This is a genomic window from Enterobacter quasimori (genome assembly GCF_018597345.1).
GTDB lineage: Bacteria > Pseudomonadota > Gammaproteobacteria > Enterobacterales > Enterobacteriaceae > Enterobacter > Enterobacter mori.
The window spans coordinates 1,248,609-1,274,784 of the sequence record NZ_JAHEVU010000001.1 but is presented as its reverse complement, the minus strand read 5'-3'; the positions used below and the strand labels follow the sequence as shown (position 1 = coordinate 1,274,784).

Genomic DNA, 26,176 nt, shown 5'->3' with positions numbered 1-26,176 from the left:
CGGGGAAAAGATGGATTTTTTTAGCACGCAAAACATTTTGGTTCATATACCGATTGGCGCGGGTGGCTATGACCTGTCATGGATTGAAGCCGTTGGCACGCTGGCGGGGCTACTCTGTATCTGGCTGGCGAGCCTGGAAAAGATCGGCAATTACGCGTTCGGGCTGATTAACGTCACGCTGTTTGCGATTATCTTCTTCCAGATCCAGCTCTACGCCAGCCTGCTTTTGCAGCTGTTTTTCTTTGCCGCCAATATTTACGGCTGGTACGCGTGGTCGCGTCAGAACAGCCAGCAGGAAGCCGAGCTGCAGATCCGCTGGCTGCCGCTGCCGAAAGCCATCGCCTGGCTTGTCGCCTGCGTGGTTGCCATTGGTTTGATGACCGTTTATATCAACCCGGTGTTTGCGTTCCTGACGCGCGTTGCCGTCACGGTCATGTCCGGACTTGGTTTGAGTGTCACGATGCCTGAACTCCAGCCGGATGCCTTCCCGTTCTGGGATTCCTGCATGATGGTGCTGTCGATTGCGGCGATGATCCTGATGACCCGAAAATACGTCGAGAACTGGCTGCTGTGGGTCATCATCAACGTCATTAGCGTGGTGATTTTCGCGCTGCAGGGCGTCTATGCCATGTCGCTGGAATACCTGCTGCTGACCTTCATTGCCCTGAACGGCAGCCGTATGTGGATTAACAGCGCGCATGAGCGAGGCTCTCGCGCGCTTTCCCACTAATGGTGATGATGATGTGAATGGCCGGACTGCGCCTCGTTCAGGTGGCAGTCTGGCCCGCTGCAGGGCTGATACTCCATCTGGATCGTCGAGTGGGCAATCTCATAGTGATGCTCCAGAAAATGCTGGATACGTTCGAGCAGCGCATCGTGATCGTGGGGGGGGATCACCTGAACGTGCAGCGTCATAACCGGCTTTTCTCCGACCAGCCACACGTGAACGTGGTGGACGTTTCGCACCTCCGGGATCGAGCGGCTCAGATTTCGTCTCAGCTCACCAATGTCAATTGAGGTGGGGGCACCTTCCAGCAACTCATTGACGCTCTCTTTCAACAGCCGCCAGGCGCTGCGTAGCACCAGACAGGAGACGAGCACCGAAAGAATCGGGTCGATGGGCGTCCATCCCGTCCCGAGAATAATCAGCGCAGCTACAATCGCCCCAACGGAGCCGAGCAGATCCCCCAGAACATGCAATGCCGCGGCACGCACATTGAGATTCTTTTCCCCGCTGCCGCGATGCAAAATCCAGAACGCCAGAATGTTGGCAATCAGGCCCGCGATTGCGATAACCATCATGGTGGTTCCTGCGACGGGCTGCGGGTGTCTGAAGCGCTGAACGGCTTCCCAGACGATAAGGATGGTTATCACCACGAGCGCAATCGCGTTAACGAAAGCGGCAAGCGTAGTGAGTCTGAGCCAGCCAAACGTGTGGCGAGCGTTGGGTGGACGGCGTGAGAACTGAACGGCGAGCAGGGCAAACAGCAGGGCAGCCGCATCGGTAAGCATATGTCCCGCATCTGCCAGCAGGGCCAGAGAACCTGAGATTATCCCCCCAATGACCTCGATAACCATAAACGTTGCCGTGACGCCAAACGCCAACAGCAGCCGTTTGGCATTCTCATCGCCGGAGGTGGGGGAAGGGGAGTGTGTGTGCGCCATGTCATCTTTCCTGATTTGTTATTATTTTTAGTGTAGCGTTTTTAAGCGCTTAAATAAAAAAGGAGAGCACGCGCTCTCCTTTATTCAGATTACCCAGCGTTACTGCGTGGTACCGTCAGTTTTGGTATCCGCATCACTGCCGACTTTGTCATTTGGATCCGGACAGCGGCCGTCTTTACACATGGAGTTTTTGTGCACTTCATCTTTGGTCATGCCGTCGTGATTCATGGTGCCAGAATCCGTACCATTGGGATGTAGCATGGTGCCGCCGGTTTGGGTATTTCCGGAGTTGATCTGGCTGTTATCGACATTATTTGGTGCGATGTTTTGTTTAGCGTCAGGGGCGACCTGACCCGCAGCGGCGGCTGCATTGGCGTCGCCGTTGCTGTCAGATGAGCCCGTGTCAGCGGCCAGGACGCTACCGCTTGCCAGGGTAAGTGTGGCGGTCAGAAAGAGAGTTGCCAGTTTCGTCATTTTCATCATGCTGCTCCTGTTCTTGTCATTCCGCTGGATAACATTCTCCAACAGTGCATCTTGTTCAAAGGCGAAAGATTCCAGCATACGTACTTACGTCAGTATGGAATCGTGTTTAATCACGCAAAAATGGTTGTTACAGTTAAAAAGCTTAGGTTAGATCTCATTTTTCGCTATTTTGTGGCGATTTTTAGGCGAATTCCAGGAATTATCTGCGTGAAGTGTAAAATCCCGTTTACACTTCCTGGCCGACAAGTTAGATTGAAAGCATTGCTTTCACTACTAAAGATATGGCAGAGCCGGAAAGAAGATGAATTATCAGAACGACGATTTACGCATTAAAGAGATCAATGAGTTATTACCTCCTGTAGCACTCCTTGAAAAATTCCCCGCCACTGAAAATGCTGCAAATACGGTGTCTCATGCGCGCAAAGCGATCCACAAGATCCTGAAAGGCAGCGACGATCGCCTTCTGGTGGTGATTGGCCCGTGCTCTATTCACGACCCTGCTGCCGCGAAAGAGTATGCTGCCCGCCTGCTCACCCTGCGTGAAGAGCTGAAAGGCGAGCTGGAAATCGTGATGCGCGTTTATTTTGAAAAACCGCGCACCACCGTGGGCTGGAAAGGGCTGATTAACGACCCGCACATGGACAACAGCTTCCAGATTAACGACGGTCTGCGCATTGCCCGCAAACTGCTGCTGGAGATCAACGACAGTGGCCTGCCTGCCGCCGGTGAATTCCTGGACATGATTACTCCGCAGTACCTGGCAGACCTGATGAGCTGGGGCGCAATTGGTGCCCGTACCACGGAATCACAGGTTCACCGAGAGCTGGCGTCCGGTCTCTCTTGTCCGGTAGGCTTCAAAAACGGCACTGACGGCACCATCAAGGTCGCCATTGACGCCATCAACGCTGCGGGCGCGCCGCACTGCTTCCTGTCGGTGACCAAATGGGGTCATTCCGCCATCGTTAACACCAGCGGTAACGGCGACTGCCATATCATTTTGCGCGGCGGCAAAGAGCCGAACTACAGCGCAAAACACGTGGCAGAAGTGAAGGTCGGGCTGGAAAAAGCCGGACTGTCGCCGCAGGTGATGATCGACTTCAGCCACGCCAACTCCAGCAAGCAGTTTAAAAAGCAGATGGAAGTGGGTGCAGACGTTTGCCAGCAGATCGCCAGCGGTGAGAAGGCGGTGATCGGGGTGATGATTGAAAGCCATCTGGTTGAAGGTAACCAGAATCTGGAAGGCGGTGAGCCGCTTGTGTATGGCAAGAGCGTGACCGATGCCTGCATCGGCTGGGACGATACCGACGCCATCCTGCGCCAGCTGGCGAATGCGGTAAAAGCGCGTCGCGGTTAATTCTGACGGCACCAATAAAAAAGCGCGGAAGGCTCCGCGCTTTTTTTATGCCCTGCGAAAATTACTTCGCTTTACCCTGGTTCGCAACGGCCGCCGCTTTCGCTGCGATCTCGTCCGCGTTACCCAGATAGTAATGTTTGATTGGCTTGAAGTTTTCGTCTAACTCATACACCAGCGGTACGCCGGTTGGGATGTTCAGCTCGAGGATTTCATCTTCACCCATGTTGTCCAGGTATTTCACCAGCGCACGCAGGGAGTTACCGTGAGCGGCGATGATCACGCGCTCGCCGCTTTTCAGGCGTGGCAGAATGGTTTCGTTCCAGTAAGGCACAACGCGGTCGATGGTCAGCGCCAGGCTTTCAGTCTGTGGCAGTTCTGCGTCGGTCAGTTTAGCGTAACGTGGGTCGTGGCCCGGGTAGCGCTCGTCATCTTTGGTCAGCTCTGGTGGGGTTACCGCGAAGCCGCGACGCCACTGTTTAACCTGCTCGTCGCCGTATTTCTCAGCGGTTTCCGCTTTGTTCAGACCCTGCAGCGCACCGTAGTGACGCTCGTTCAGTTTCCAGGACTTCTCAACCGGCAGCCAGGCCTGATCCAGTTCGTCCAGCACGTTCCACAGGGTGTGGATGGCACGTTTCAGCACAGAGGTGTAAGCAAAATCAAAGGTGAAGCCTTCATCCTTCAGCAGTTTACCTGCCGCTTTGGCTTCGCTTACGCCTTTCTCGGACAGATCAACGTCGTACCAACCGGTGAAGCGGTTTTCGTTGTTCCACTGGCTTTCGCCATGGCGCACCAGAACCAGCTTAGTTACAGCCATATCGTACTCCTCATAAGCTTTATTGAATGATAACAATTCTCATTATATTGCCGCGGACGTGCCAGCAGCAACGCTTAACCCTAACCATAGCGAAAATAGTCTCTGAGTGTAAGATGCTTGTGAATCCAGGGTTATGATTTTGTCTGCGATCGGCGGTATTTTCAGCAAGACGAGCAGAAAAAAGCCCTCGCTGTGAGGGCTGGCGTTTTTTGCCGGATGGCGCTTCGCTTATCCGGCCTACGAACAGGCCCGTGCAAGCGTAGCGCCGCCGGCGCATCAAGCGTGCGGAATGAAATGATACGCTGTGACGCTCACGTACTCTTCACCGGGGCGCAGCACGCAGTCCGGCTGCGGCCATTCCGGATGATTCGGGCTGTCGGGCAGGAACTCGCTTTCCAGCGCCAGGCCTTGCCAGTCGCTGTACTCCTCGTGCTCGCGCGCCGTCGTGCCGCCGAGGTAGTTGCCTGAATAGAACTGCAGGGCAGGGGCGGTGGTGTAGACCGTCATCTGCAGCTTCTCATCCGCAGACCAGACCTGTGCGGCAGGCTGTTTCACATCACCTTTGGCCTGCAGGAGGAACGCGTGATCGTAGCCTTTCACCTTGCGCTGATCGTCATCGCTCAGGAAATCCTGGGCGATAGATTTCGCGCTGCGGAAGTCAAAGCTGGTCCCGCTCACCTCTTTGAGCCCTTGATACGGAATGCCCATTTCGTCAACCGGCAGATACGCATCCGCCAGGATCTGCAGCTTGTGCTCACGCACGTCGCACTGGTTACCGTCCAGATTAAAATACGCGTGATTGGTCAGGTTGACCGGACACGGCTTGTCGACCGTTGCACGGTATTCAATGGCGATACGGTTGTCGTCGGTTAGCGTAAAGCGCGCGGAGGCGATAAGGTTCCCCGGGAAGCCCTGATCGCCATCAGGTGAATCCAGCGAGAACAGCACTTCCCCGTCGTTTTGCCGAACAATTTTCCAGCGGCGTTTATCAAATCCGTCCGGTCCGCCGTGCAGCTGGTTCTCACCCTGGCTTGGCTGCAGGGTGTACTGTACGCCGTCGAGTGCAAAACGGCTCTTCGCGATACGGTTCGCATAGCGCCCAACGGAGGCGCCCAGATAGGCGGACTGATTAATATACTGCTCGGGCGAGGCGCAGCCGAGCAGAGTTTCGCGCACGCTGCCGTCCGGCATCGGTACGCGGGCAGAAAGAAGGGTGGCACCCCAGTCCATAAGCGTAACGACCATCCCTGCGCGGTTGCGCAGGGTTAACAGGCGATACGGCAGACCATCCGGTGCGAGGGTGGGCGTTTCGTTTAGCACTGTCCGGCTCCTTGTGATGCTTTACAAACATAGAAGGTTTCTTTGATACCCGTTTTCGCTTCGTACTGCTTCGCCACGGCGTCCTGTACGGCAGGGACCAGCTCTTCAGGCACCAGCGCAACGATGCAGCCGCCAAAACCGCCGCCCGTCATGCGCACGCCGCCTTTGTCGCCAATGACCGCTTTGACGATCTCCACCAGGGTGTCGATTTGCGGAACGGTGATCTCAAAATCATCGCGCATGGAGGCGTGAGATTCTGCCATCAGCTCACCCATGCGCTTCAGGTCACCTTTCGCCAGCGCGGAGGCGGCTTCAACGGTACGGGCATTTTCAGTCAGTACGTGACGAACGCGTTTGGCGACCACCGGATCCAGCTCGTGCGCCACTTTGTTAAACTCATTGAGCGTGACGTCGCGCAGGGCAGGCTGCTGGAAGAAGCGCGCGCCGGTTTCGCACTGTTCGCGGCGGGTGTTGTACTCGCTGCCCACCAGCGTGCGCTTGAAGTTGCTGTTGATAATTACCACGGCCGCGCCTTTTGGCAGAGGAACGGCTTTGGTGCCCAGCGTTCGGCAGTCGAGCAGCAGCGCGTGCTCTTTTTTGCCCAGCGCGGAGATCAGCTGGTCCATGATGCCGCAGTTGCAGCCCACGAACTGGTTTTCCGCTTCCTGACCGTTCAGGGCGATTTGTGCGCCATCCAGCGGCAGATGATAAAGCTGCTGGAACACGGTGCCCACGGCGACCTCCAGAGACGCAGAGGAGCTTAAGCCCGCCCCCTGCGGCACGTTGCCGCTGATGACCAGGTCCGCACCGCCGAAGTTCTTGTTACGCTTCTGAAGGTGTTTCACCACGCCGCGCACGTAGTTAGACCACTGCTGGCTGTCGTGCGTCACAATCGGGGCATCGAGGGAAAATTCGTCCGTCTCATTACCGTAATCCGCCGCTATTACGCGGACCTTACGGTCGTCGCGCTTCGCGCAGCTGATGACGGTCTGGTAATCGATGGCGCACGGCAGCACGAAACCGTCGTTATAGTCGGTGTGTTCACCGATCAGGTTAACGCGGCCGGGGGCCTGGATGACGTGGGTGGCAGGGTAGCCAAATTTCTCAGCAAACAGGGATTGTGTTTTATCTTTCAGACTCATTTTTTAGACTCCTGATTCGCGATAGTGGACGTCGCTAACGGCACGCAGACGTTCTGCCGCCTGTTCCGCCGTCAGGTCACGCTGGGTTTCCGCCAGCATTTCGTAGCCCACCATAAATTTACGCACCGTCGCAGAGCGCAGCAGCGGCGGATAGAAATGGGCGTGCAGCTGCCAGTGTTGATTCTCTTCCCCGTTAAACGGGGCACCGTGCCAGCCCATGGAGTACGGGAAGGAGCACTGGAACAGGTTGTCGTAACGGCTGGTCAGCTTTTTCAGCGCCAGGGCAAGGTCGTCGCGCTGCGCCTCGCTGAGATCGGTAATGCGCTGCACGTGCGCTTTTGGCAGCAGCAGCGTTTCAAACGGCCAGGCGGCCCAGTAAGGGACGACGGCCAGCCAGTGTTCGGTTCCCACCACGGTGCGGCTACCGTCGGCCAGCTCGCGCTGCGCGTAATCCACCAGCATCGGCGAGCCGTTTTCGGCGTAATAGGCTTTCTGCAGACGATCTTCCCGCTCGGCTTCGTTAGGCAGGAAGCTGTTCGCCCAGACCTGGCCGTGCGGGTGCGGGTTAGAGCAGCCCATCGCCGCGCCTTTATTTTCAAAAATCTGCACCCACGGGTAAGTTTGACCCAGCTCGGCGGTTTGCGCCTGCCAGGTGCTCACGACCTCTTTCAGCGCGTCCACGCTCAGCTCCGGCAGCGTTTTGCTGTGATCGGGCGAGAAGCAGATCACGCGGCTGGTCCCGCGCGCGCTTTCGCAACGCATCAGCGGATCGTGGCTTTCCGGCGCGTCCGGCGTATCGGTCATCAGGGCGGCAAAATCGTTGGTGAACACGAAGGTGCCTTGGTAGTCCGGGTTTTTATCCCCGGTGACGCGCGTGTTGCCCGGACAGAGGAAGCAGTCCGGGTCGTGCTGTGGCAGCGTCTGTTTTGCAGGCGTCTCCTGCGCACCCTGCCAGGGGCGCTTGGCGCGATGCGGAGAAACCAAAATCCACTGCCCGCTTAGCGGGTTAAAGCGACGATGCGGATGATCGACGGGATTAAATTGCGTCATGACGGATCCTTAGTCCGGATAGCCCTGCGGATGGCGAGACTGCCAGTGCCAGGTATCCTGTGCCATTTCATCAAGCGTGCGCGTGACACGCCAGTTAAGCTCTTTGTCGGCTTTGGTTGCATCGGCCCAGTAAGCCGGCAGGTCGCCATCACGACGCGGCGCGAAGTGGTAGCTCACCGGCTTACCGCAGGCTTTACTGAAGGCGTTAACCACGTCCAGCACGCTGCTGCCGACCCCGGCGCCGAGGTTGTAAATATGCACGCCCGGCTTGTCAGCCAGCTGCTGCATCGCTGCCACGTGGCCGTCGGCCAGATCCATCACGTGGATGTAGTCACGCACGCCGGTGCCGTCTTCGGTAGGGTAGTCATTGCCAAAAATCGCCAGCGAGTCGCGACGACCGACGGCAACCTGCGCGATATACGGCATCAGGTTATTCGGGATGCCCTGCGGATCTTCGCCCATATCGCCCGACGGATGCGCGCCGACCGGGTTGAAGTAGCGCAGCAGCGCGATGCTCCACTCCGGCTGTGCTTTTTGCAGGTCGGTCAGGATCTGCTCCACCATCAGCTTGCTTTTGCCGTACGGGCTTTGCGGGGTGCCGGTCGGGAAGCTTTCAACGTAAGGGATTTTGGGCTGATCGCCGTAGACGGTGGCGGAGGAGCTAAAGATAAAGTTTTTGACGTTCGCTGCGCGCATGGCGGAGATGAGACGCAGGGTACCGTTGACGTTGTTATCGTAATACTCAAGCGGTTTCGCAACGGACTCCCCGACGGCTTTCAGACCCGCGAAGTGGATCACCGCTTCGATGGCGTGGTCGTGAAGGATCTCGGTCATCAGCGCTTCGTTACGGATGTCGCATTCCACGAAGGTTGGCTGTTTTCCACCAAGACGTTCAATCACCGGCAGCACGCTGCGCTTACTATTGCACAGGTTATCGAGGACGATCACATCGTGACCATTTTGCAGCAGCTGCACACAGGTATGACTTCCGATGTAACCGCTACCACCTGTTACCAGAACTCGCATAATTCGCTCCATTGGGCTTATGGTATGTAATAACCATAGCATAACAGAGACGCGAAAAGTGTGACATGGGATAAAATAGTGGAATCGTTTACACTCGTTTTCACACTCGCTTTTTCATTGACCGATAACATTCTAGATCAAAGGGATAGCAATGTATTGATGCAAGTTATCTGAAAAAGCGGAGGGCAGTGCCCTCCACGGTTAATCGATTTTACTGAGAAGGTAGCGATAGCGCTCGCCGTCCGGGACAAACTCAAGGCGATGCGTAATGCAGGAGGGCGCATCTTCGGCATGGTGTGAAACGAACAGCAATTGCGTTTCGCCCTCACTAATGAGGATGTCGACAAAGCGACGGACCAGCTGGCGGTTTAGCGGATCCAGCCCCTGAAGCGGTTCATCGAGAATCAACAGCGTCGGGTGTTTTACCAGCGCGCGAACAATGAGTGCCAGACGCTGCTGTCCCCACGACAGGCTATGGAACGGCGCGTCGGCAACACGGCTGTCCATGCCCAGAATATCCAGCCACTGCTGAACCAGCTTATGCTGTCTGTCTGAAACCGCCTGATAAATGCCGATGGAGTCAAAATATCCGGAAAGGATTACGTTGCGAACCGTGGTACTCACCCGGTAATCCAGATGCAGGCTGCTGCTGACGTAGCCAATGTGCTTTTTGATATCCCAGATGGTTTCACCGCTGCCGCGACGTCGGCCAAACAGCGTCAGATCGTTACTGTAGCCCTGAGGGTGATCGCCTGTTATCAGGCTCAGCAGCGTCGATTTCCCCGCGCCGTTAGGGCCGACAATCTGCCAGTGTTCGGCGGGATTAACCGTCCAGCTAAGGTGGTTCAGGATCGGCCGATCGTCATAGGAGACCACGCCGTCGCGCAGAACGATAAGGGGCTGGTGGGGATCGAGGCCGTGGCGTGCCGCCGGGGCGTCGGGCTCCGGAAGCGCGATACCGTCCAGTTTTTCGCTGTGCGCTAGCTGAGCAATCAGCGCCTGCCTGAGCAATGCGGATTTTTCCCCGGTTTCGGCCAGATTGCAGTCTGCCAGTACGCCCGCGTTCTGCACGAAATCCGGAATTTCATCGAAGCGGTTAAGCACCAGTACGATGGTGTAACCGTCCTGATTGAGCGTTCCTAACAGGGCTGCCAACTGGGCACGGGAGTGCACATCCAGCCCGTCGAACGGCTCATCCAGAATCAGCAGTTCCGGCTGGCTCATCAATGCCTGGCACAGCAGCGTTTTTCGCGTCTCGCCGGTGGAAAGGTATTTGAAGCGCCGGTTAAGCAGGGCGGAGATGCCAAACTGCTCCGCCAGTTGCTGGCAGCGGGCTGGGTTTTTGACCTCGTCCTGAATAATTTCTGCTGTAGTGCGGCCGGTATCATCTTCACCCGGGCTGAGCAGGTCGGTGTTGTTGCGCTGCCACTCATCGCTCACCAGCTTCTGGAGCTGTTCAAACGACAGGCGCGTCAGGCGGGTGAAGGTGTTCTGGCGTTCGCCTTTAAGCTGGGTTAGCTCTCCGGCCAGAGCTCGCGCCAGCGCTGATTTGCCGCTGCCGTTGGTTCCCACAAACGCCCAGCTTTCGCCAGCGCGCAGCGTTAAATCAGGAAGGGTCAGCGTTCGGGTATCGCTAAGACGAAACGTGCCTTGCGAAATATGCAATGATGACATGATGTATCCCATTTTTTGCAGCGATAGATGTCAGGGATACTGGCTGTCGGCGCGATTGTCAATGCACTCAGCACAATGTGGCGATAATCACCCGGTCAGCGTTGAAATATGCGGTAACGACAGCCCCTTCTTCTAAACCGTTCGCCTCCGCAGCGGGGAGCGTCGCGCAGAGAGGTTGCCCATCCGGCAGCGTCATCAGCACTTCGCACTGTTCTTCGCCGCGTTCGATATGGCTGATGTTGCCCTGCAGCTGGTTATCCGCTCCACTGGCCTGCTCCGGGTTGCGCGTAATGCTGACCCACGGCGCTTTGAGCAGCACCAGCACCTCTTTGCCTTCGTCCAGACCAAGGCGCTGCCCGCTCTGCGCGGTGATCGCGGCTTTCAGACGAGTAGTCCCATCCGCAAGCAGGATGTCGATATGCTGCTGCACCTGGGCGTCGTCGCGAGCCGTGACCTTCCCAAACCACTGATTGCGGGCGCTGGTCTGCAGTGAAAAACGTGAAATGGCGGCCAGCAGACTGTCCAGCGGGACGTTGTCATCATCGCTCAGTACATCAAAGGCTTTTTGCTGGATCTGCGCCAGCAGATCGTAGAGCTGGATCAGACGCTGACCGTAACGCGTCAGGACGGCACCGCCGCCACCTTTGCCGCCTGTTGCACGCTCGACCAGCGTTTGCTCGCTCAGGGTGTTCATCTCATTAATGGCGTCCCAGGCGCTTTTGTAGCTGATGCCCGCGTTTTTGGCCCCCTGGCTAATCGAGCCTGTTTGTTCTATTTGTTTAAGCAGGGCGATACGTCGCGGGTCGGCAAAAAGCTTCTGCTGAAGTCGTAAGGTGAGGAGAATTTCGGCCTGCATATCAGTGTCCTGACAAAAAGTGTATTGTGACCCAAATGGCGCAGGACGCAAAGTGCACCGCACAAAAGGGGATGTTTTTCTCACTTGAAAGGGTAGAATAAGCCGTTCACAGTATCTGGAGAAAACCATGTTAGAGTTGTTGAAAAGTCTGGTATTCGCGGTAATCATGGTACCAGTAGTGATGGCCATCATCCTCGGTGCCATCTACGGCCTGGGTGAAGTGTTCAACGTCTTTTCGAACATTGGTCACCGAGACCAGGCTAAAAAGCAGCATTGATTCCCTCCAAAACGCCCGGTTAACCCGGGCGTTTTGCTCTCAAGTATTTCTTTCCATCGCCGATATCTTTTTTAGCGACAGGCCGTTTACTCATTAATCGGTACCATTTAACGCTGGGATCTCCCTGACGATACCGTTATATTAATATGTATATAACGATGATGACAGGAGCTACAGATGGCACGTACATGGGTACGCCTTTTTGCAGGGGCAACGCTGACGCTTTCTCTTACCGGGCACGCGCTGGCGGAAGAGGGGAAAATTACGGTGTTTGCGGCAGCCTCGCTGACCAATGCGATGCAGGACATCGCCGCTGAGTATAAAAAAGAGAAGAACGTTGATGTGGTTTCGTCGTTTGCTTCCTCTTCGACGCTGGCGCGCCAGATTGAAGCGGGTGCGCCTGCGGATCTGTTCATCTCTGCCGACCAGAAGTGGATGGACTACGCGGCGGAGAAAAAATCGATTGATACCGCAACCCGCGAAACGCTGCTGGGGAATAGCCTGGTGGTCGTGGCGCCGAAAGCCAGCGCTCAGGGCGATCTCACCATCAACAAGGCGACCGACTGGACCCGCTTGCTGAATGGGGGGCGTCTGGCGGTGGGCGATCCGGAACATGTGCCTGCCGGGATTTACGCCAAAGAAGCGCTGCAAAAGCTGGGCGCGTGGGAAAGCCTGTCTCCGAAACTGGCTCCGTCGGAGGACGTTCGCGGCGCGCTGGCGCTGGTAGAGCGTAACGAGGCCCCGCTGGGGATCGTTTATGGCTCTGATGCCGTTGCCAGCAAAGGGGTGAAAGTGGTTGGTACGTTCCCGGAAGACTCGCACAAGAAAGTGGAATATCCTGTTGCGATTGTTGATGGACACAAAAATGCGACCGTGACGGCCTTCTATGACTATTTGAAGGGGCCAGACGCGTCTGCGATCTTTAAACGTTATGGATTTACGACTCACTGATGATATTGACCGATCCTGAATGGCAGGCTGTGCTGCTGAGCCTTAAAGTCTCTTCCCTCGCGGTTGCGCTGAGTTTGCCCTTTGGGATCTTCTTTGCCTGGTTACTGGTTCGCACCCGGTTTCCGGGCAAAGCCCTGCTTGACAGCGTTCTTCATCTTCCCCTTGTGTTACCGCCCGTGGTGGTCGGTTATCTTCTGCTCGTCTCGATGGGGCGACGCGGTTTTATCGGCGAGAAGCTCTACGACTGGTTTGGGCTGACGTTTGCTTTTAGCTGGCGCGGCGCGGTGCTGGCGGCGGCGGTGATGTCATTCCCGCTGATGGTGAGGGCTATCCGCCTCGCGCTGGAAGGCGTGGACATGAAGCTCGAACAGGCGGCACGCACGCTGGGTGCCGGACGTTTACGCGTCTTCTTTACCATCACGCTTCCGCTCACGCTGCCGGGAATTATTGTCGGAACGGTGCTCGCGTTTGCCCGTTCGCTCGGTGAGTTCGGCGCGACCATCACCTTTGTCTCGAACATTCCCGGCGAAACGCGAACCATCCCGTCCGCAATGTATACCCTGATTCAAACCCCTGGCGGTGAGGGAGCGGCGGCGCGTTTGTGCATCATCTCGATAGTTCTGGCGCTGGCTTCTCTACTGGTATCTGAATGGCTGGCCCGGCTTAGCCGCGAGCGAATGGGGAAATAAGCATGCTTGAACTCAATTTCACCCAGACGCTGGGAAACCATACCCTGACGCTTAACGAGACGCTACCGGCTAGCGGCATTACCGCCATCTTTGGCGTTTCCGGTGCGGGTAAAACGTCGCTGATTAATGCCATCAGCGGCCTGACGCGCCCGCAGTCCGGGCGTATTGTCCTGAATAACCGCGTTTTAAATGATGTAGAAAGTAAGGTCTACCTCTCTCCGGACAAACGCCGCATTGGTTACGTTTTTCAGGATGCGCGGCTATTCCCGCACTACAGCGTGCGCGGCAATTTGCGCTACGGCATGGCGAAAAGCATGGCTACGCAGTTTGATAAGCTGGTGGCTCTGTTAGGCATTGAACCGCTGCTGGACAGGCTACCTTCCTCGCTTTCGGGCGGCGAGAAGCAGCGCGTGGCGATAGGGCGTGCCATTTTGACTGCGCCGGAGCTGCTGCTGCTGGACGAACCGCTGGCCTCGCTGGATATCCCGCGCAAGCGTGAGCTGCTGCCGTATCTGCAACGTCTGGCGCGGGAAATCAATATTCCGATGCTCTACGTGAGCCATTCCCTGGATGAGATTTTGCATTTGGCAGACAAGGTGCTGGTGCTGGAGGAGGGCAGCGTGAAGGCCTTCGGCAGCCTGGAAGAGGTGTGGGGTAGCAGCGTGATGCACCCGTGGCTCCCGAAAGAGCAGCAGAGCAGCATTCTGAAAGTGAGCGTACTGGAACACCATCCGCACTACGCGATGACCGCGCTGGCGCTGGGCGATCAGCATCTTTGGGTCAATAAGATCGACAAACCGTTACAGTCCGCGCTGCGAATTCGCATCCAGGCGTCGGACGTCTCGCTGGTGCTGCAGCCGCCGCTGCAAACCAGTATCCGAAATATTCTGCGCGCCAAAGTGGCCGAGTGTTTTGACGATAACGGGCAGGTGGAAGTGAAGCTTGAGGTTGGCAGCAGGACGCTCTGGGCGCGCATCAGCCCGTGGGCCAGGGATGAGTTAGGCATCAAACCCGGCCTGTGGCTTTACGCGCAAATCAAGAGCGTCTCGATCACCGCCTGATTACAGCAGGTGGGTATAAATGTACTGCGCGATGCTGTCGGTGGTGTTATCGCCGATCACCACGTTAGCGCGCGCTTTGACCGCGTCGTCGGCATTGCCCATCGCCACGCCCGTTCCCGCGGCTTCCAGCATGCTGATGTCGTTGTAGTTGTCGCCAAAGGCGATTACATCCTGCATCGACCAGCCCTGAGACTCCACAAATTGCGTCAGGCGTTTGCCTTTGCTGTTACCTTTGCGGGCAATATCCACCTGATCGTGCCAGGACCATTCGCACTCCAGACCCAGCGTCTCCTCGACGTGCTTCGCAAACGCATTCAGTTTGGTGGTGTCTTCATCCGTCAGGGCGAATTTCCAGATAGCCTCAACGTCCTGTGCCGCCTGACGCAGCGAGGATACCTGCGTAAAGACGGGGCGCTGCGCTTCTGGCAGGGAAAGCGCCCAGTTGCTGGTGCGTACCACATGGCCGGTTGGGCGCTCGTACATCATCGCGTTATCCACGTACATCAGGCCGTGAATGGCGTGCTCATCCAGCTGATCAATCAATTGCAGCGCCTGAGGCACCGGCAGTGGATCGGATGCCAAAACCTTTTTTGCCTGATAATCATACAAATAGGTGCCATTACAACAAATTGCAGGTGTATCTAACGCCAGTGCCTGATAAAAAGGATGAATGGCAACGTGATGTCGACCCGTTACGATAAGGAGTTGATATCCCACTTCCTGCGCGCGTTTAAGCGCTTCAAGAGAAGAGGGGAGCAGGGTTTTCTGAGGGGTAAGTAATGTTCCGTCTAAATCCAGTGCAATCACACGCGAGGTCATTTGTTCTTCCGGGTTAATGTTGAATTTTAGGTCTCAGGGGATGTTACACCGAGAGTAAATCGCTGCAAAATTCCTGGCTAAAATTCAGCATTCACCGTTAAAAATAATCACTTTCACGTGCAGTGAGGAAAGGAGTATTCATGAAACAAACCGTTTATACCGCCAGTCCTGAAAGTCAGCAGATCCATGTCTGGCGTTTGAATGCAGAAGGTTCGCTCACGCTGGTTCAGGTTGTTGATGTTCCGGGGCAAGTACAGCCAATGGTCGTCAGCCCGGATAAACGTTTTCTCTACGTTGGCGTGCGTCCTGAGTTCCGCGTGCTGGCGTACCGTATCTCCCCCGATGATGGCGCACTGACCTACACCGCCGAAGCACCGTTGCCGGGTAGCCCTACCCATATCTCTACCGATCGCAAAGGACGCTTTATCTTCAGCGGTTCCTATAATGCGGGCTGCGTCAGCGTGACCCGTCTTGAGGACGGTATTCCGGTGGACACCGTCGAGGTGGTGGAAGGGCTGGAAGGCTGCCACTCGGCGAATATCTCCCCGGACAACCGTACGCTGTGGGTGCCTGCCCTGAAGCAGGATCGCATCTGCCTGTTTACCCTGAGCGATGACGGGCATCTGGTGGCGCAAAGCCCTGCCGAAGTGACGACCGTAGAAGGCGCGGGTCCGCGCCATATGGTCTTCCACCCGAACCAGCAATATGCATACGTAGTTAACGAACTGAACAGCTCAGTAGACGTGTGGGAACTGAAAGATCCAAACGGTCAGATTGAGTGCGTGCAAACGCTGGATATGATGCCGTCTGACTTCTCCGACACCCGCTGGGCGGCCGATATCCACATTACGCCAGATGGCCGTCATCTGTATGCATGCGATCGTACCTCCAGTCTGATTACCGTCTTTAGCGTCTCTGAAGACGGTAGCGTGCTGGCGGTTGAGGGCTTCCAGCCAACGGAAACCCAGCCGCGCGGCTTTAATATCGATCACAGCGGCAAATACCTGATTGCGGCGGGACAGAAATCCCACCATATCGCGCTCTATGAAATTAAAGGCGAGCAGGGGCTGCTGGAAGAGAAAGGACGCTATGCCGTCGGCCAGGGGCCAATGTGGGTAGTGGTAAACGCGCACTAAGCGGTTAAAAACAAAAAACCTCGCGAATGCGAGGTTTTTTTATGCCCGGTGGCACTGCGTTTACCGGGCCTACATAACCTGTAGGCCGGGTAAGGCGAAGCCGCCACCCGGCAAAAGGACAGCTTACTGCTTCGGCTCAGCAACCACTTTGCTACCCAGACCGCGGTTGTTGTACTCCCACATGCGGTTGAAGCTAGCGTCGTTCAGGTTGCGCTGCACGTTCCCTTTATCGTCCACCGCACCGGTATTGCCGGAGAACGGACGTTTGGAGATCGCGGCATCCGCCCACGGCTTCGCCATATTGAAGCCTTCGTTGATCACGCTGTCGCGGATCACGACCTGGCCGTTAGTGGCAGAGTCCACGTCAAGAGAGCGGCCCAGCTGCGCCACGCCGTCACCGGCAGCATTAAAGCGGCTGTTCACGGCCAGGAAGCCGAAGAAGAGGTTCGACTGGGTTGCCGGGGCAAACACGTAACCTTCCTGCTGAGTGCGCGAGTTCACCACGCGGAAATCGGTGTTATCAAACACCACTGCGCCGCGGCCGGACACCAGATCCACGTCGCCTTCAACGTAGCTGTTGGTCACCAGCGTGCGGGTCAGGCGGTTATTCTGCAGCGTGTTCTGCACGCCGCTGTTGGTCACGAAGAAGGTGTTCTGGCGGCCCAGAATATTCACGTTGTTAATCTGTACCTTGTCGCCATCGCTGCGCAGAGCCACGGCCTGATGATTACCCGCGTCAACGCTGTCACCCAGGGTATTTTGAATGGTCAGGTTCTGCAATTGCAGACCGTTATTCTGCGACCAGACCACCGCTGAGCACATCACGCCAATGGTGGCGGAACGCTTGCTCTGGCAGTTATCAAACATGTACCACGCCGGTTTACCCGGCATGTATTTCCCGGCCGGGTTAACCAGGTGGCGCCAGGTGGTGCTGTCGATTTCGGAATCAATCGCCAGACCAATTTTCACGTCGAGCGCTTTTTCGCCCAGGCCATAAATCGTAATGCTGCCCGGCGCCGCTGGTACGTAAACGGTACCTTCGTATTCACCCGGCAGGATCGCGATATACTGACGCGATGCGCTGTGTTTGGTGATAGCCGCGTCAACTGCCGCCTGGATAGAGGTATGGGTCACGCCCTGCGCCCCAGCCGGACCCACAACGAAGTTTGGCTGTTTTGGCAGGGTAATCGAAGACGGTGTCCACGGTGCAGCATTGGGATCCATCGCCGTGAAGTAACGCGCCTGGGTGAAGTTTTTCGCTTCATCAGCGGACAGGATCGGGCGAGATGAGGTACCCGGCGCAACCTGCTCAGAAGGTCGCTGATCCGGCGGGGTTGAGCTGCAAGCGGATAAAGTCACGCCAAAGGCAAGTGCTAACGCCAGACGGGAAATCCTGGAAATGTTCAAGGTGAAGCTCCTGGGTATGCAAGTCTTAACGGGATAGACGAAATAGCCTGCTTTTTTATACTAAGTTGAGCGAAACGGGAAGATAAAAAGGGTAAAAGTTGCGTTTTTACCCTCAGGGGGCGGGGAAGTCATCACAAATAAATAACATTTTCCATGAATGCGGTTGACACCAGACAGCAGATGAAAATAAATGTCTATACAACCCATGACAAGTGGAATCCCCATGCAGCAGCTTCATCCCGACGATGTGATATGGCGAAATGCGCGGCTGGCAACAATGGTTGCTGGCGAGCCGGAACCTTATGGCCTGAAGGAACAACACGCTCTGGTGGTCAGGGGGCAAACCCTTCTGGCGGTTGTTCCTGAGACTGAACTGCCTTCCGGACACGCTCACAGCGTCGATCTTCAGGGACGTCTGGTCACGCCAGGCCTGATTGACTGCCATACCCACCTGGTGTTTGGCGGCGACCGCGCGGCGGAGTGGGAGCAGCGTCTGAACGGTGTCTCTTACCAGACCATCAGCGCGCAGGGGGGCGGGATTAACGCCACCGTGACGGCGACGCGCAGCAGCTCACCCGACATCCTGCTTAAGCTGGCGCAGCAGCGGCTCCAGCGTTTGATGAATGAAGGCGTGACGACGGTTGAAATCAAATCGGGATACGGTTTAAACGCCGAAGCCGAAGAGAAGATGCTGCAGGTTGCCCGCCAGCTGGGCCTCAATAATCCGATCGATATCAGCCCTACGCTGCTGGCGGCCCATGCGGTTCCGCCGGAATACCGGCAGGATCCGGATGCGTACCTCACGCTGGTCTGCGAGCAGATCCTGCCCACGCTGTGGCAAAAAGAGTTGTTTGAAGCGGTGGACGTGTTTTGTGAAAACGTCGGCTTTACCCCGTCGCAAACCGAGCGCCTCTTCCAGGCTGCCACCGCGCTCGGTATCCCGGTGAAAGGGCACGTCGAGCAGCTGTCGAATCAGGGCGGCGCGGCGCTGGTCAGCCGGTACAAGGGGCTGTCGGCGGATCATATTGAGTACCTCGACGACGCAGGCGTTCAGGCGATGGCGCAAAGCGGTACGGTTGCGGTACTGCTCCCCGGCGCGTTCTATTTTCTGCAGGAGCGCCAGCGCCCGCCGGTTGAACGGCTCAGAAAACAGGGAGTCCCGATGGCGGTCGCCACCGACTATAACCCCGGCACCAGCCCGTTTGCCAGCCTGCACCTGGCGATGAACATGGCCTGCGTCCAGTTTGGCCTGACGCCTGAAGAGGCCTGGGCTGGCGTCACGCGGCATGCCGCGCAGGCGCTGGGCCGTAGCGCAACCCACGGACAGCTGCGGGCCGGGTTTGTCGCCGATTTTATCGTCTGGGATGCTCACCATCCGGTTGAGATGGTCTACGAGCCGGGACGCAATCCGCTATATCAACGTATTTTCCGTGGGGAGGCAGTATGAGGTTATGGCGGCCGGTAGCCGAAACGGTCTGGCAGGGGCGCGACGACAGCGCCGAGGGCAGCAATGCGACGCGCATTTTCCAGACGATAAAGCAGCAGGGGCAGTTCACGCCGCTTTCATCCGGCATCGCGCTGATAGGCTTTGAATGTGATGCAGGGGTAAAACGCAATCAGGGCAGGCCCGGCGCCGTGCAGGCGCCTGATATGCTGCGAAAGGCGCTGGCGAATATGGCAAGCCATCAGGGACACGATCGGCTGGCGGATATGGGCTCGGTTTACGTTGAAGGCGACGAGCTGGAAGCGGCACAGCAGGCGTTAAGCGATGCCGTTACGGCCTGTCAGCAGTCCGGGATGCGTACGCTGGTTTTTGGCGGCGGGCACGAAACCGCGTGGGCGCACGGTCGGGGCGTTCTTGACGCGTTCCCCAACGAGCGCGTGGCGGTGATCAACCTGGATGCCCATCTCGATCTGCGCAAGGCCGACCGGGCCACGTCCGGCACCCCGTTTCGCCAGCTGGCGCATTACTGCGATGAACGCGGGCGGGCATTTCAGTACGCCTGCTTTGGCGTGAGCCGGGCGGCGAACACGCAGGCGCTGTGGGATGAAGCCGAACGCCTGAACGTCACGCTGGTGGAGGATCTCCATTTCAGGCGCGATGCGCTATCCGCGCTGGAAAAGGTGCTGGCGCAGGCCGATCGCGTCTATCTGACGATCGATCTGGACGTCCTGCCCGCCAGCGAAATGCCTGCCGTTTCCGCTCCGGCTGCGTTAGGCATACCGGCACTGGATCTCCTTCCCGTCATCGAACAAATCTGCCGTAGCGGCAAGCTCCAGGCCGCCGATCTGGTAGAGTTTAACCCGCAGTACGATCGGGACGGGCAGGGCGCAAAGCTTGCCGCCCGTCTGGCCTGGCAAATTGCTCACTGGTGGGCATAACACTATTCAAGGAGTCACGATGTTTTCACGCTCACCCCTGCCGCCGTCGAGCCCTCCCGCGCCTTTCTACGAAAAGGTGAAGCAGGCGATCAGCGAAAAAATCGCCACCGGCGTCTGGCGGCCGCACGACCGCATTCCCTCAGAGGCCGATCTGGTGGCGCAGTTTGGCTTTAGCCGGATGACCGTCAACCGGGCGCTGCGCGAGTTGACCGACGAAGGGCTTCTGGTGCGCCTGCAGGGCGTCGGGACGTTTGTGGCGGAACCGAAAGGGCAATCCGCCCTGTTTGAAATCCGCAGTATTGCCGATGAGATAACCTCGCGAAATCACCAGCACCGCTGTGAGGTGCTGGTGCTCGAAGAGACTCAGGCCAGCGCCGAGCAGGCCGTAGAGCTGAATGTGAAAGAGGGAAGCCGCATTTTCCATTCGGTGATGGTGCATTTTGAGAACGACATTCCGGTGCAGATTGAAGATCGCTGCGTTAACGCCGAACGGATACCGGACTATCTGAACCAGGATTACACCCAAACCACGCCTCATGCCTATCTCTCGCTTGTCGCCCCGCTGACGGAAGGGGAGCACATTGTGGAAGCCGTGCGCGCCACGCCGCAGGAGTGCGAGTTGTTGCGCATCAAAGAGCAGGATCCGTGCCTGCTGATCCGCCGCCGCACCTGGTCATCCTCCCAGATTGTGTCGCATGCCCGACTGCTTTTCCCGGGGAACCGTTACCGGCTGCAGGGCCACTTTATGTCATAAGTTTTATAAGCGTGATCGCTAACGCAATATAACAAAATTGTATCTTTTTTGTTAAATCCTATCTTGTGTGTGCTTGTATATACAAGTATATCTTAATGCATCATCTGTCCCGTATGAGGAGCACACAATGTCGTCAGGTAAATACCGCCAGCAGGACGTCCGCGCCGCGCGCGGCACCACCCTTACTGCCAAAAGCTGGTTCACCGAAGCCCCGCTGCGCATGTTGATGAACAACCTTGATCCTGAGGTGGCGGAGAACCCCCACGAGCTGGTGGTCTACGGCGGCATTGGCCGCGCCGCGCGCAACTGGGAATGCTATGACGCCATTGTTAAGGCACTGACCGAACTCGAACACGACGAAACCCTGCTGGTGCAGTCCGGCAAGCCGGTTGGCGTATTTAAAACCCACAAGAACGCGCCGCGCGTGCTGATTGCCAACTCTAACCTGGTGCCGCACTGGGCCACCTGGGAACACTTCAACGAACTGGACGCGAAAGGGCTGGCGATGTACGGCCAGATGACCGCGGGCAGCTGGATCTATATCGGCAGCCAGGGGATCGTGCAGGGCACCTACGAAACCTTCGTGGAAGCCGGTCGCCAGCACTATAACGGCTCGCTGAAAGGCCGCTGGGTGCTAACCGCCGGTCTTGGCGGCATGGGCGGCGCGCAGCCGCTGGCTGCCACGCTTGCCGGCGCGTGTTCGCTGAACATTGAGTGCCAGCAGAGCCGCATTGATTTCCGTCTGCGTACCCGTTACGTCGACGAACAGGCAACCGATCTGGACGATGCGCTGACGCGCATCAAAAAATACACGTCCGAAGGCAAAGCGGTGTCGATTGCCCTGTGCGGCAACGCGGCGGACATTCTTCCTGAACTCGTCGCCCGCGGCGTACGCCCGGATTTGGTCACCGACCAGACCAGCGCCCATGACCCGCTGCACGGTTACCTGCCAAAAGGCTGGACGTGGGAAGCCTATCAGCAAAAAGCGGAAACCGATCCGGAAGGCACGGTGCTTGCCGCGAAACGCTCCATGGCGGAACACGTCTCCTCGATGCTGGCCTTCAGCCAGATGGGCATTCCGACCTTTGATTACGGCAACAACATTCGCCAGATGGCGAAAGAGATGGGCGTGAATAACGCCTTCGACTTCCCGGGCTTCGTGCCTGCTTATATCCGCCCGCTGTTCTGCCGCGGTATCGGTCCGTTCCGCTGGGTTGCCCTGTCCGGTGACCCGGAGGATATCTACAAAACCGACGCCAAAGTGAAGGAGATCGTCGCCGATGACGAACACCTGCACCGCTGGCTGGACATGGCCCGCGAGCGCATTAACTTCCAGGGCCTGCCGGCGCGTATCTGCTGGGTAGGGCTGGAGTGGCGGCAAAAACTCGGTCTGGCCTTCAACGAAATGGTGCGCAGCGGTGAAGTCTCCGCGCCGATCGTCATTGGCCGCGACCACCTGGACTCCGGCTCCGTCGCCAGCCCGAACCGCGAAACCGAAGCCATGCGCGACGGCTCGGATGCGGTCTCCGACTGGCCGCTGCTGAACGCCCTGCTGAATACCGCCAGCGGCGCGACCTGGGTATCGCTGCACCACGGCGGCGGCGTGGGGATGGGCTTCTCCCAGCATTCCGGGATGGTCATCGTCTGCGACGGAACCGATGAAGCCGCCGCGCGTATCGCTCGCGTGCTCCACAACGACCCGGCCACCGGCGTGATGCGTCACGCGGATGCGGGTTACGAGATTGCCATTGACTGTGCCAAAGAGCAGGGCCTTAACCTGCCGATGATCCCTGCCACACAAGGAAAGCATGAATGAACGCATTAACACTCACTCCCGGCTCGCTGACGCTCAAACAGCTGCGTAATGTCTGGCGTAAACCGGTCACCCTTTCGCTGGATGACAGCGCGCACGCGGCCATTAATGACAGCGTTGCCTGTGTGGAAGCCATTGTGGCCGAAGGGCGCACCGCCTACGGGATTAACACCGGCTTTGGGCTGCTGGCGCAGACCCGCATCGCGACGCACGATCTGGAAAACCTGCAGCGTTCGCTGGTGCTGTCGCACGCGGCGGGCGTCGGCCAGCCGCTGGATGATGAGATTGTCCGTCTGATGATGGTCCTCAAAATCAACAGCCTGGCGCGCGGCTTTTCCGGCATTCGCCTGAGCGTGATTCAGGCGCTGATGGCGCTGGTCAATGCGGAAGTCTATCCGTGGATCCCGGCAAAAGGCTCTGTTGGGGCATCCGGCGATCTTGCCCCGCTGGCGCACATGTCGCTGCTGCTGCTGGGCGAAGGCAAAGCGCGCTGGCAGGGCGAGTGGCTGCCTGCGAAAGAGGCGCTGAAAAAAGCCGGCTTAACGCCCATTACGCTGGCGGCGAAAGAGGGGCTGGCACTGCTGAACGGCACGCAGGCATCGACCGCCTTCGCGCTGCGCGGCCTGTTTGAAGCGGAAGATCTGTTTGCCTCGGCGGTGGTGTGCGGCGCGCTGACCACCGAAGCCGTGCTGGGCTCGCGTCGCCCGTTCGATGCCCGCATCCACCAGGTGCGCGGTCAGCGCGGGCAGATTGATGCCGCCGCGATGTACCGTCACGTGCTTACCGACACCAGCGAAATTGCTGATTCACACCATAACTGCGAGAAGGTTCAGGATCCGTATTCCCTGCGCTGCCAGCCGCAGGTGATGGGCGCGTGCCTGACGCAGCTGCGTCAGGCGGCGGAGGTGCTGCTGGTGGAGGCCAACGCGGTGTCCGATAACCCGCTGGTGTTCGCTCAGGAAAACGAGGTGGTCTCCGGCGGTAACTTCCACGCCGAGCCGGTAGCGATGGCGGCGGATAATATCGCCCTGGCGATTGCCGAAGTCGGCGCGTTGTCCGAGCGCCGTATCGCGCTGATGATGGATAAACATATGTCCCAGCTGCCACCGTTCCTGGTGCGTAACGGCGGGGTCAACTCGGGCTTTATGATTGCTCAGGTGACGGCAGCCGCGCTGGCAAGCGAGAACAAAGCCCTGTCGCACCCGCACAGCGTGGACAGCCTGCCGACGTCTGCAAACCAGGAAGATCACGTTTCGATGGCGCCAGCTGCCGGGCGTCGTCTCTGGGAAATGGCCTCCAACACCCGCGGCGTGCTGGCGGTGGAGTGGCTGGCGGCGTGTCAGGGTATCGATCTGCGTGATGGGCTTAAATCCAGCCCGCTGCTGGAGCAGGCGCGTCAGGAACTGCGCGAGCACGTTACGCACTACGATGATGACCGCTTCTTTGCGCCGGATATTGATAAGGCGATGCAGCTTCTGGAAGAGGGGCGGCTGGTGGGGCTGTTGCCGCCGGTGCTGTGATTTTTTGCCCGGTGGCGCTGCGCTTACCGGGCCTACGCGTGCGAAATGTAGGCCGGGTAAGGCGTAGCCGCCACCCGGCTTCTTTTATGAATACATCGCCGTAATCGACGCGCTCCCCAGCGAATGGAAATGCACGTTAAACCCGACCATCGCGCCGCTCGCCCCTTCATCGACCTCAATTTTCTCCACATCCAGCGCGTGCACCGTGAAGATATAGCGGTGGGTTTCCCCTTTTGGCGGCGCCGCGCCGCCGTAGCCCGCTTTACCGAAGTCAGTGCGCGTCTGAATGGCGCCTTCAGGCAGGGCTACCAAGTCTGAACCGGAACCCTGCGGCAGGACGCGCGTGTCGGCAGGCAGGTTCGCCACAATCCAGTGCCACCAGCCGGAGCCGGTCGGCGTATCCGGGTCGTAGCAGGTCACGACAAAGCTTTTGGTGCCTGCCGGAACCTCGTCCCACGCCAGGTGCGGAGAGATGTTGTCTCCCTGATACCCCATCCCGTTGAATACGTGGCGTTCCGGGAGCTTTTCGCCGTCGCGCAGATCTTTACTGATGATTTTCATACGGTTTACCCTCGTTGATCGCTCGTTCAGCAAGTGTAATGCATAGGGTTACATCGTGAAATGCGCGGGAATGTTAACGGCTGTTACAACCGCGTCGGTTAATTTACGCAGCTGCTCCGGCGTAATGCTGTACGGCGGCATCAGGTAGATAAGCTTGCCGAAAGGCCGTACCCACACGCCCTGGTCCACGAAGAAACGCTGCAGCGCCGCCATATTCACCGGATGGGTGGTTTCAATCACCCCGATGGCGCCCAGCACCCGCACGTCCGCCACGAAATTCGCCCCCGAGGCGGCGCTCAGCTCCGCTTTCAGCTGCGCTTCGATCGCCGCCACCTGCGTCTGCCATTCGCCGCTCTCCAGAATGGCGAGGCTTTCGCTTGCGACGGCGCAGGCAAGAGGATTACCCATAAACGTCGGGCCGTGCATAAAGCAGCCCGCTTCGCCGTCGCTGATGGTGTCGGCAACCTGGCGGGTCGCGAGCGTGGCGGAGAGCGTCATGGTGCCCCCGGTCAGCGCTTTGCCGAGGCACAGAATATCCGGGGCGATACCCGCATGCTCGCAGGCAAACAGCTTGCCGGTGCGGCCAAAGCCGGTGGCGATCTCATCGGCAATCAGCAGAATGCCCTCGCGGTCGCACATCCTGCGAATGCGCCTCAGCCATTCCGGGTGGTACATCCGCATTCCGCCCGCGCCCTGCACGATCGGTTCAAGAATGACGGCAGCAATCTCGTGACGATGCGCCGCCATCAGCCGCGCGAAGCCGACCATGTCCATCTCGTTCCACTCGCCGTCGAAGCGGCTTTGCGGGGCAGGGGCAAACAGGTTTTCCGGCAAATAGCCTTTCCACAGGCTGTGCATGGAGTTGTCCGGATCGCATACCGACATCGCCCCGAAGGTATCCCCGTGATAGCCGTTGCGGAAGGTGAGGAACCGCTGGCGCGTTTCGCCTTTGGCATGCCAGTACTGCAGCGCCATTTTCATCGCCACTTCCACCGCCACGGAGCCGGAATCGGCCAGGAACACGCACTCCAGCGAGTCAGGCGTCATCGCCACCAGGCGACGGCATAAATCCACCGCGGGCTGATGGGTGATCCCGCCAAACATCACGTGCGACATCTGGTCAATCTGCCCCTTCATCGCCGCATTCAGGCGCGGGTGGTTGTACCCGTGAATGGCCGCCCACCAGGAGGACATCCCGTCAACGAGCTGTTCGCCGCTGGCGAGGTGCAGCTCGCAGCCGTGGGCGGAGGCCACCGGATAGACGGGAAGGGGGCGGGTGGTGGAGGTGTAAGGGTGCCAGATATGCTGCTTGTCGAAGGCGAGATCGTCCTGGGTCATAATCGACTTGTAAACCATTTTGAAAAGTTTTAGGTTTACGAGTATAAACCGAACCGAAAATTAACAAAACCCTTTGGAGAAGCC

25 protein-coding genes are annotated in these 26,176 nt (G+C 57.9%); 12 read left to right on the top strand and 13 right to left on the bottom strand.

The window, feature by feature from the left end:
- Positions 1 to 10 precede the first annotated feature (10 nt).
- Entirely contained in the window at positions 11 to 730 is a 720-nt protein-coding gene (gene pnuC, locus KK102_RS06125) for a nicotinamide riboside transporter PnuC (protein ID WP_216357200.1), read from the top strand.
- On the opposite strand, the gene zitB is transcribed toward pnuC, so the two are convergent.
- Both zitB and KK102_RS06115 read right to left on the bottom strand, forming a co-directional pair.
- The gene (gene zitB, locus KK102_RS06120; protein WP_216357199.1) at positions 727 to 1,665 is read right to left on the bottom strand and encodes a CDF family zinc transporter ZitB; all 939 of its coding nucleotides are present in this window, start codon (positions 1,663 to 1,665) and stop codon (positions 727 to 729) included. The genes pnuC and zitB overlap by 4 nt on opposite strands.
- 99 nt (positions 1,666 to 1,764) lie before the next feature.
- Entirely contained in the window at positions 1,765 to 2,145 is a 381-nt protein-coding gene (locus tag KK102_RS06115; protein ID WP_029485008.1) for a YbgS-like family protein, read from the bottom strand.
- Positions 2,146 to 2,449: 304 nt separating this feature from the next.
- Here KK102_RS06115 and aroG point away from each other — a divergent pair, with 304 nt between their 5' ends.
- Positions 2,450 to 3,502 (top strand): 3-deoxy-7-phosphoheptulonate synthase AroG, encoded by a 1,053-nt coding sequence (gene aroG, locus KK102_RS06110; protein ID WP_126544202.1) that lies wholly within the window; start codon positions 2,450 to 2,452, stop codon positions 3,500 to 3,502.
- Between the two features lie 61 nt (positions 3,503 to 3,563).
- Here aroG and gpmA read toward each other — a convergent pair whose 3' ends face one another.
- From gpmA to modE, 7 genes are all read right to left on the bottom strand, one after another.
- Positions 3,564 to 4,316, bottom strand: coding sequence for a 2,3-diphosphoglycerate-dependent phosphoglycerate mutase (gene gpmA / locus KK102_RS06105; RefSeq protein ID WP_216357198.1), 753 nt, complete (start codon positions 4,314 to 4,316; stop codon positions 3,564 to 3,566).
- A 276-nt stretch (positions 4,317 to 4,592) separates the two neighbouring features.
- Positions 4,593 to 5,636 (bottom strand): galactose-1-epimerase, encoded by a 1,044-nt coding sequence (gene galM / locus KK102_RS06100; protein ID WP_216357197.1) that lies wholly within the window; start codon positions 5,634 to 5,636, stop codon positions 4,593 to 4,595.
- On the bottom strand, positions 5,630 to 6,778 hold the full coding sequence (gene galK, locus KK102_RS06095) for a galactokinase (RefSeq protein WP_126544204.1): 1,149 nt from the start codon (positions 6,776 to 6,778) through the stop codon (positions 5,630 to 5,632). Before galK ends, galM begins: the two co-directional genes overlap by 7 nt.
- 3 nt (positions 6,779 to 6,781) lie before the next feature.
- Complete coding sequence (gene galT / locus KK102_RS06090) at positions 6,782 to 7,828, bottom strand: galactose-1-phosphate uridylyltransferase (protein WP_216357196.1); 1,047 nt, start codon at positions 7,826 to 7,828, stop codon at positions 6,782 to 6,784.
- A 9-nt stretch (positions 7,829 to 7,837) separates the two neighbouring features.
- Positions 7,838 to 8,854 carry a UDP-glucose 4-epimerase GalE gene (galE, locus tag KK102_RS06085; RefSeq protein WP_216357195.1) on the bottom strand — a complete coding sequence of 339 codons (1,017 nt, stop codon included), beginning with the start codon at positions 8,852 to 8,854 and terminating at the stop codon, positions 7,838 to 7,840.
- Positions 8,855 to 9,055: 201 nt separating this feature from the next.
- Positions 9,056 to 10,528, bottom strand: coding sequence for a molybdate ABC transporter ATP-binding protein ModF (gene modF / locus KK102_RS06080; protein ID WP_216357194.1), 1,473 nt, complete (start codon positions 10,526 to 10,528; stop codon positions 9,056 to 9,058).
- Between the two features lie 67 nt (positions 10,529 to 10,595).
- Positions 10,596 to 11,384, bottom strand: a complete 789-nt coding sequence (modE, locus tag KK102_RS06075) for a molybdenum-dependent transcriptional regulator (protein WP_216357193.1) — start codon at positions 11,382 to 11,384, stop codon at positions 10,596 to 10,598.
- A 127-nt stretch (positions 11,385 to 11,511) separates the two neighbouring features.
- On the opposite strand from modE, the gene KK102_RS06070 reads away from it, so the two are divergent.
- The 4 genes from KK102_RS06070 to modC all read left to right on the top strand — a co-directional run bounded on the left by KK102_RS06070 (position 11,512) and on the right by modC (position 14,362).
- Positions 11,512 to 11,661 carry an AcrZ family multidrug efflux pump-associated protein gene (locus tag KK102_RS06070; protein WP_008501118.1) on the top strand — a complete coding sequence of 50 codons (150 nt, stop codon included), beginning with the start codon at positions 11,512 to 11,514 and terminating at the stop codon, positions 11,659 to 11,661.
- A gap of 177 nt (positions 11,662 to 11,838) precedes the next feature.
- Positions 11,839 to 12,612 carry a molybdate ABC transporter substrate-binding protein gene (gene modA, locus KK102_RS06065; RefSeq protein ID WP_126544209.1) on the top strand — a complete coding sequence of 258 codons (774 nt, stop codon included), beginning with the start codon at positions 11,839 to 11,841 and terminating at the stop codon, positions 12,610 to 12,612.
- Positions 12,612 to 13,301 (top strand): molybdate ABC transporter permease subunit, encoded by a 690-nt coding sequence (gene modB, locus KK102_RS06060; RefSeq protein ID WP_010428783.1) that lies wholly within the window; start codon positions 12,612 to 12,614, stop codon positions 13,299 to 13,301. The genes modA and modB overlap by 1 nt, the downstream gene beginning before the upstream one ends.
- Before the next feature lie 2 nt (positions 13,302 to 13,303).
- Positions 13,304 to 14,362 carry a molybdenum ABC transporter ATP-binding protein ModC gene (modC, locus tag KK102_RS06055; RefSeq protein WP_216357192.1) on the top strand — a complete coding sequence of 353 codons (1,059 nt, stop codon included), beginning with the start codon at positions 13,304 to 13,306 and terminating at the stop codon, positions 14,360 to 14,362.
- On the opposite strand, the gene KK102_RS06050 is transcribed toward modC, so the two are convergent.
- Positions 14,363 to 15,181, bottom strand: coding sequence for a pyridoxal phosphatase (locus tag KK102_RS06050; RefSeq protein WP_216357191.1), 819 nt, complete (start codon positions 15,179 to 15,181; stop codon positions 14,363 to 14,365).
- 140 nt (positions 15,182 to 15,321) lie between these two features.
- Here KK102_RS06050 and pgl point away from each other — a divergent pair, with 140 nt between their 5' ends.
- The gene (gene pgl / locus KK102_RS06045) at positions 15,322 to 16,317 is read left to right on the top strand and encodes a 6-phosphogluconolactonase (RefSeq protein ID WP_126544213.1); all 996 of its coding nucleotides are present in this window, start codon (positions 15,322 to 15,324) and stop codon (positions 16,315 to 16,317) included.
- 123 nt (positions 16,318 to 16,440) lie between these two features.
- Here the strand turns inward: pgl and KK102_RS06040 are convergent, their stop codons facing one another.
- Positions 16,441 to 17,724 carry a putative acyl-CoA thioester hydrolase gene (locus KK102_RS06040; protein ID WP_126544214.1) on the bottom strand — a complete coding sequence of 428 codons (1,284 nt, stop codon included), beginning with the start codon at positions 17,722 to 17,724 and terminating at the stop codon, positions 16,441 to 16,443.
- A gap of 223 nt (positions 17,725 to 17,947) precedes the next feature.
- Between KK102_RS06040 and hutI the strand changes: the two genes are divergently transcribed.
- The 5 genes from hutI (at position 17,948) to hutH (ending at position 24,193) form a co-directional block, all read left to right on the top strand.
- Positions 17,948 to 19,171, top strand: coding sequence for an imidazolonepropionase (gene hutI, locus KK102_RS06035; protein WP_216357190.1), 1,224 nt, complete (start codon positions 17,948 to 17,950; stop codon positions 19,169 to 19,171).
- Positions 19,168 to 20,106: a formimidoylglutamase gene (gene hutG / locus KK102_RS06030; protein ID WP_216357189.1), complete on the top strand. Its 939-nt coding sequence runs from the start codon at positions 19,168 to 19,170 to the stop codon at positions 20,104 to 20,106. Before hutI ends, hutG begins: the two co-directional genes overlap by 4 nt.
- Before the next feature lie 19 nt (positions 20,107 to 20,125).
- The gene (locus KK102_RS06025; RefSeq protein WP_216357188.1) at positions 20,126 to 20,860 is read left to right on the top strand and encodes a histidine utilization repressor; all 735 of its coding nucleotides are present in this window, start codon (positions 20,126 to 20,128) and stop codon (positions 20,858 to 20,860) included.
- Positions 20,861 to 20,987: 127 nt separating this feature from the next.
- Positions 20,988 to 22,676 (top strand): urocanate hydratase, encoded by a 1,689-nt coding sequence (gene hutU, locus KK102_RS06020; protein ID WP_216357187.1) that lies wholly within the window; start codon positions 20,988 to 20,990, stop codon positions 22,674 to 22,676.
- On the top strand, positions 22,673 to 24,193 hold the full coding sequence (hutH, locus tag KK102_RS06015; protein ID WP_216357186.1) for a histidine ammonia-lyase: 1,521 nt from the start codon (positions 22,673 to 22,675) through the stop codon (positions 24,191 to 24,193). Before hutU ends, hutH begins: the two co-directional genes overlap by 4 nt.
- 84 nt (positions 24,194 to 24,277) lie before the next feature.
- On the opposite strand, the gene KK102_RS06010 is transcribed toward hutH, so the two are convergent.
- Together KK102_RS06010 and bioA are read right to left on the bottom strand one after the other, a co-directional pair.
- Entirely contained in the window at positions 24,278 to 24,754 is a 477-nt protein-coding gene (locus KK102_RS06010) for a kinase inhibitor (RefSeq protein ID WP_216357185.1), read from the bottom strand.
- 48 nt (positions 24,755 to 24,802) lie between these two features.
- Positions 24,803 to 26,092, bottom strand: coding sequence for an adenosylmethionine--8-amino-7-oxononanoate transaminase (gene bioA, locus KK102_RS06005; protein ID WP_420842081.1), 1,290 nt, complete (start codon positions 26,090 to 26,092; stop codon positions 24,803 to 24,805).
- Positions 26,093 to 26,176 lie beyond the last annotated feature (84 nt).

What these genes read in the sequence shown, in the direction of transcription:
- KK102_RS06115 (WP_029485008.1), bottom strand. Translation starts at nt 2,145, where the DNA reads ATGAAAATGACGAAACTGGCAACTCTCTTTCTGACCGCCACACTTACC.
- modE (WP_216357193.1), bottom strand. Translation starts at nt 11,384, where the DNA reads ATGCAGGCCGAAATTCTCCTCACCTTACGACTTCAGCAGAAGCTTTTT.
- KK102_RS06070 (WP_008501118.1), top strand. Translation starts at nt 11,512, where the DNA reads ATGTTAGAGTTGTTGAAAAGTCTGGTATTCGCGGTAATCATGGTACCA.
- bioA (WP_420842081.1), bottom strand. Translation starts at nt 26,092, where the DNA reads ATGACCCAGGACGATCTCGCCTTCGACAAGCAGCATATCTGGCACCCT.
- hutU (WP_216357187.1), top strand. Translation starts at nt 20,988, where the DNA reads ATGTCGTCAGGTAAATACCGCCAGCAGGACGTCCGCGCCGCGCGCGGC.
- KK102_RS06050 (WP_216357191.1), bottom strand. Translation starts at nt 15,181, where the DNA reads ATGACCTCGCGTGTGATTGCACTGGATTTAGACGGAACATTACTTACC.
- hutI (WP_216357190.1), top strand. Translation starts at nt 17,948, where the DNA reads ATGCAGCAGCTTCATCCCGACGATGTGATATGGCGAAATGCGCGGCTG.
- modA (WP_126544209.1), top strand. Translation starts at nt 11,839, where the DNA reads ATGGCACGTACATGGGTACGCCTTTTTGCAGGGGCAACGCTGACGCTT.
- galT (WP_216357196.1), bottom strand. Translation starts at nt 7,828, where the DNA reads ATGACGCAATTTAATCCCGTCGATCATCCGCATCGTCGCTTTAACCCG.
- galK (WP_126544204.1), bottom strand. Translation starts at nt 6,778, where the DNA reads ATGAGTCTGAAAGATAAAACACAATCCCTGTTTGCTGAGAAATTTGGC.
- aroG (WP_126544202.1), top strand. Translation starts at nt 2,450, where the DNA reads ATGAATTATCAGAACGACGATTTACGCATTAAAGAGATCAATGAGTTA.
- KK102_RS06025 (WP_216357188.1), top strand. Translation starts at nt 20,126, where the DNA reads ATGTTTTCACGCTCACCCCTGCCGCCGTCGAGCCCTCCCGCGCCTTTC.
- gpmA (WP_216357198.1), bottom strand. Translation starts at nt 4,316, where the DNA reads ATGGCTGTAACTAAGCTGGTTCTGGTGCGCCATGGCGAAAGCCAGTGG.
- galE (WP_216357195.1), bottom strand. Translation starts at nt 8,854, where the DNA reads ATGCGAGTTCTGGTAACAGGTGGTAGCGGTTACATCGGAAGTCATACC.
- hutH (WP_216357186.1), top strand. Translation starts at nt 22,673, where the DNA reads ATGAACGCATTAACACTCACTCCCGGCTCGCTGACGCTCAAACAGCTG.
- KK102_RS06010 (WP_216357185.1), bottom strand. Translation starts at nt 24,754, where the DNA reads ATGAAAATCATCAGTAAAGATCTGCGCGACGGCGAAAAGCTCCCGGAA.
- modB (WP_010428783.1), top strand. Translation starts at nt 12,612, where the DNA reads ATGATATTGACCGATCCTGAATGGCAGGCTGTGCTGCTGAGCCTTAAA.
- hutG (WP_216357189.1), top strand. Translation starts at nt 19,168, where the DNA reads ATGAGGTTATGGCGGCCGGTAGCCGAAACGGTCTGGCAGGGGCGCGAC.
- modF (WP_216357194.1), bottom strand. Translation starts at nt 10,528, where the DNA reads ATGTCATCATTGCATATTTCGCAAGGCACGTTTCGTCTTAGCGATACC.
- zitB (WP_216357199.1), bottom strand. Translation starts at nt 1,665, where the DNA reads ATGGCGCACACACACTCCCCTTCCCCCACCTCCGGCGATGAGAATGCC.
- modC (WP_216357192.1), top strand. Translation starts at nt 13,304, where the DNA reads ATGCTTGAACTCAATTTCACCCAGACGCTGGGAAACCATACCCTGACG.
- pnuC (WP_216357200.1), top strand. Translation starts at nt 11, where the DNA reads ATGGATTTTTTTAGCACGCAAAACATTTTGGTTCATATACCGATTGGC.
- pgl (WP_126544213.1), top strand. Translation starts at nt 15,322, where the DNA reads ATGAAACAAACCGTTTATACCGCCAGTCCTGAAAGTCAGCAGATCCAT.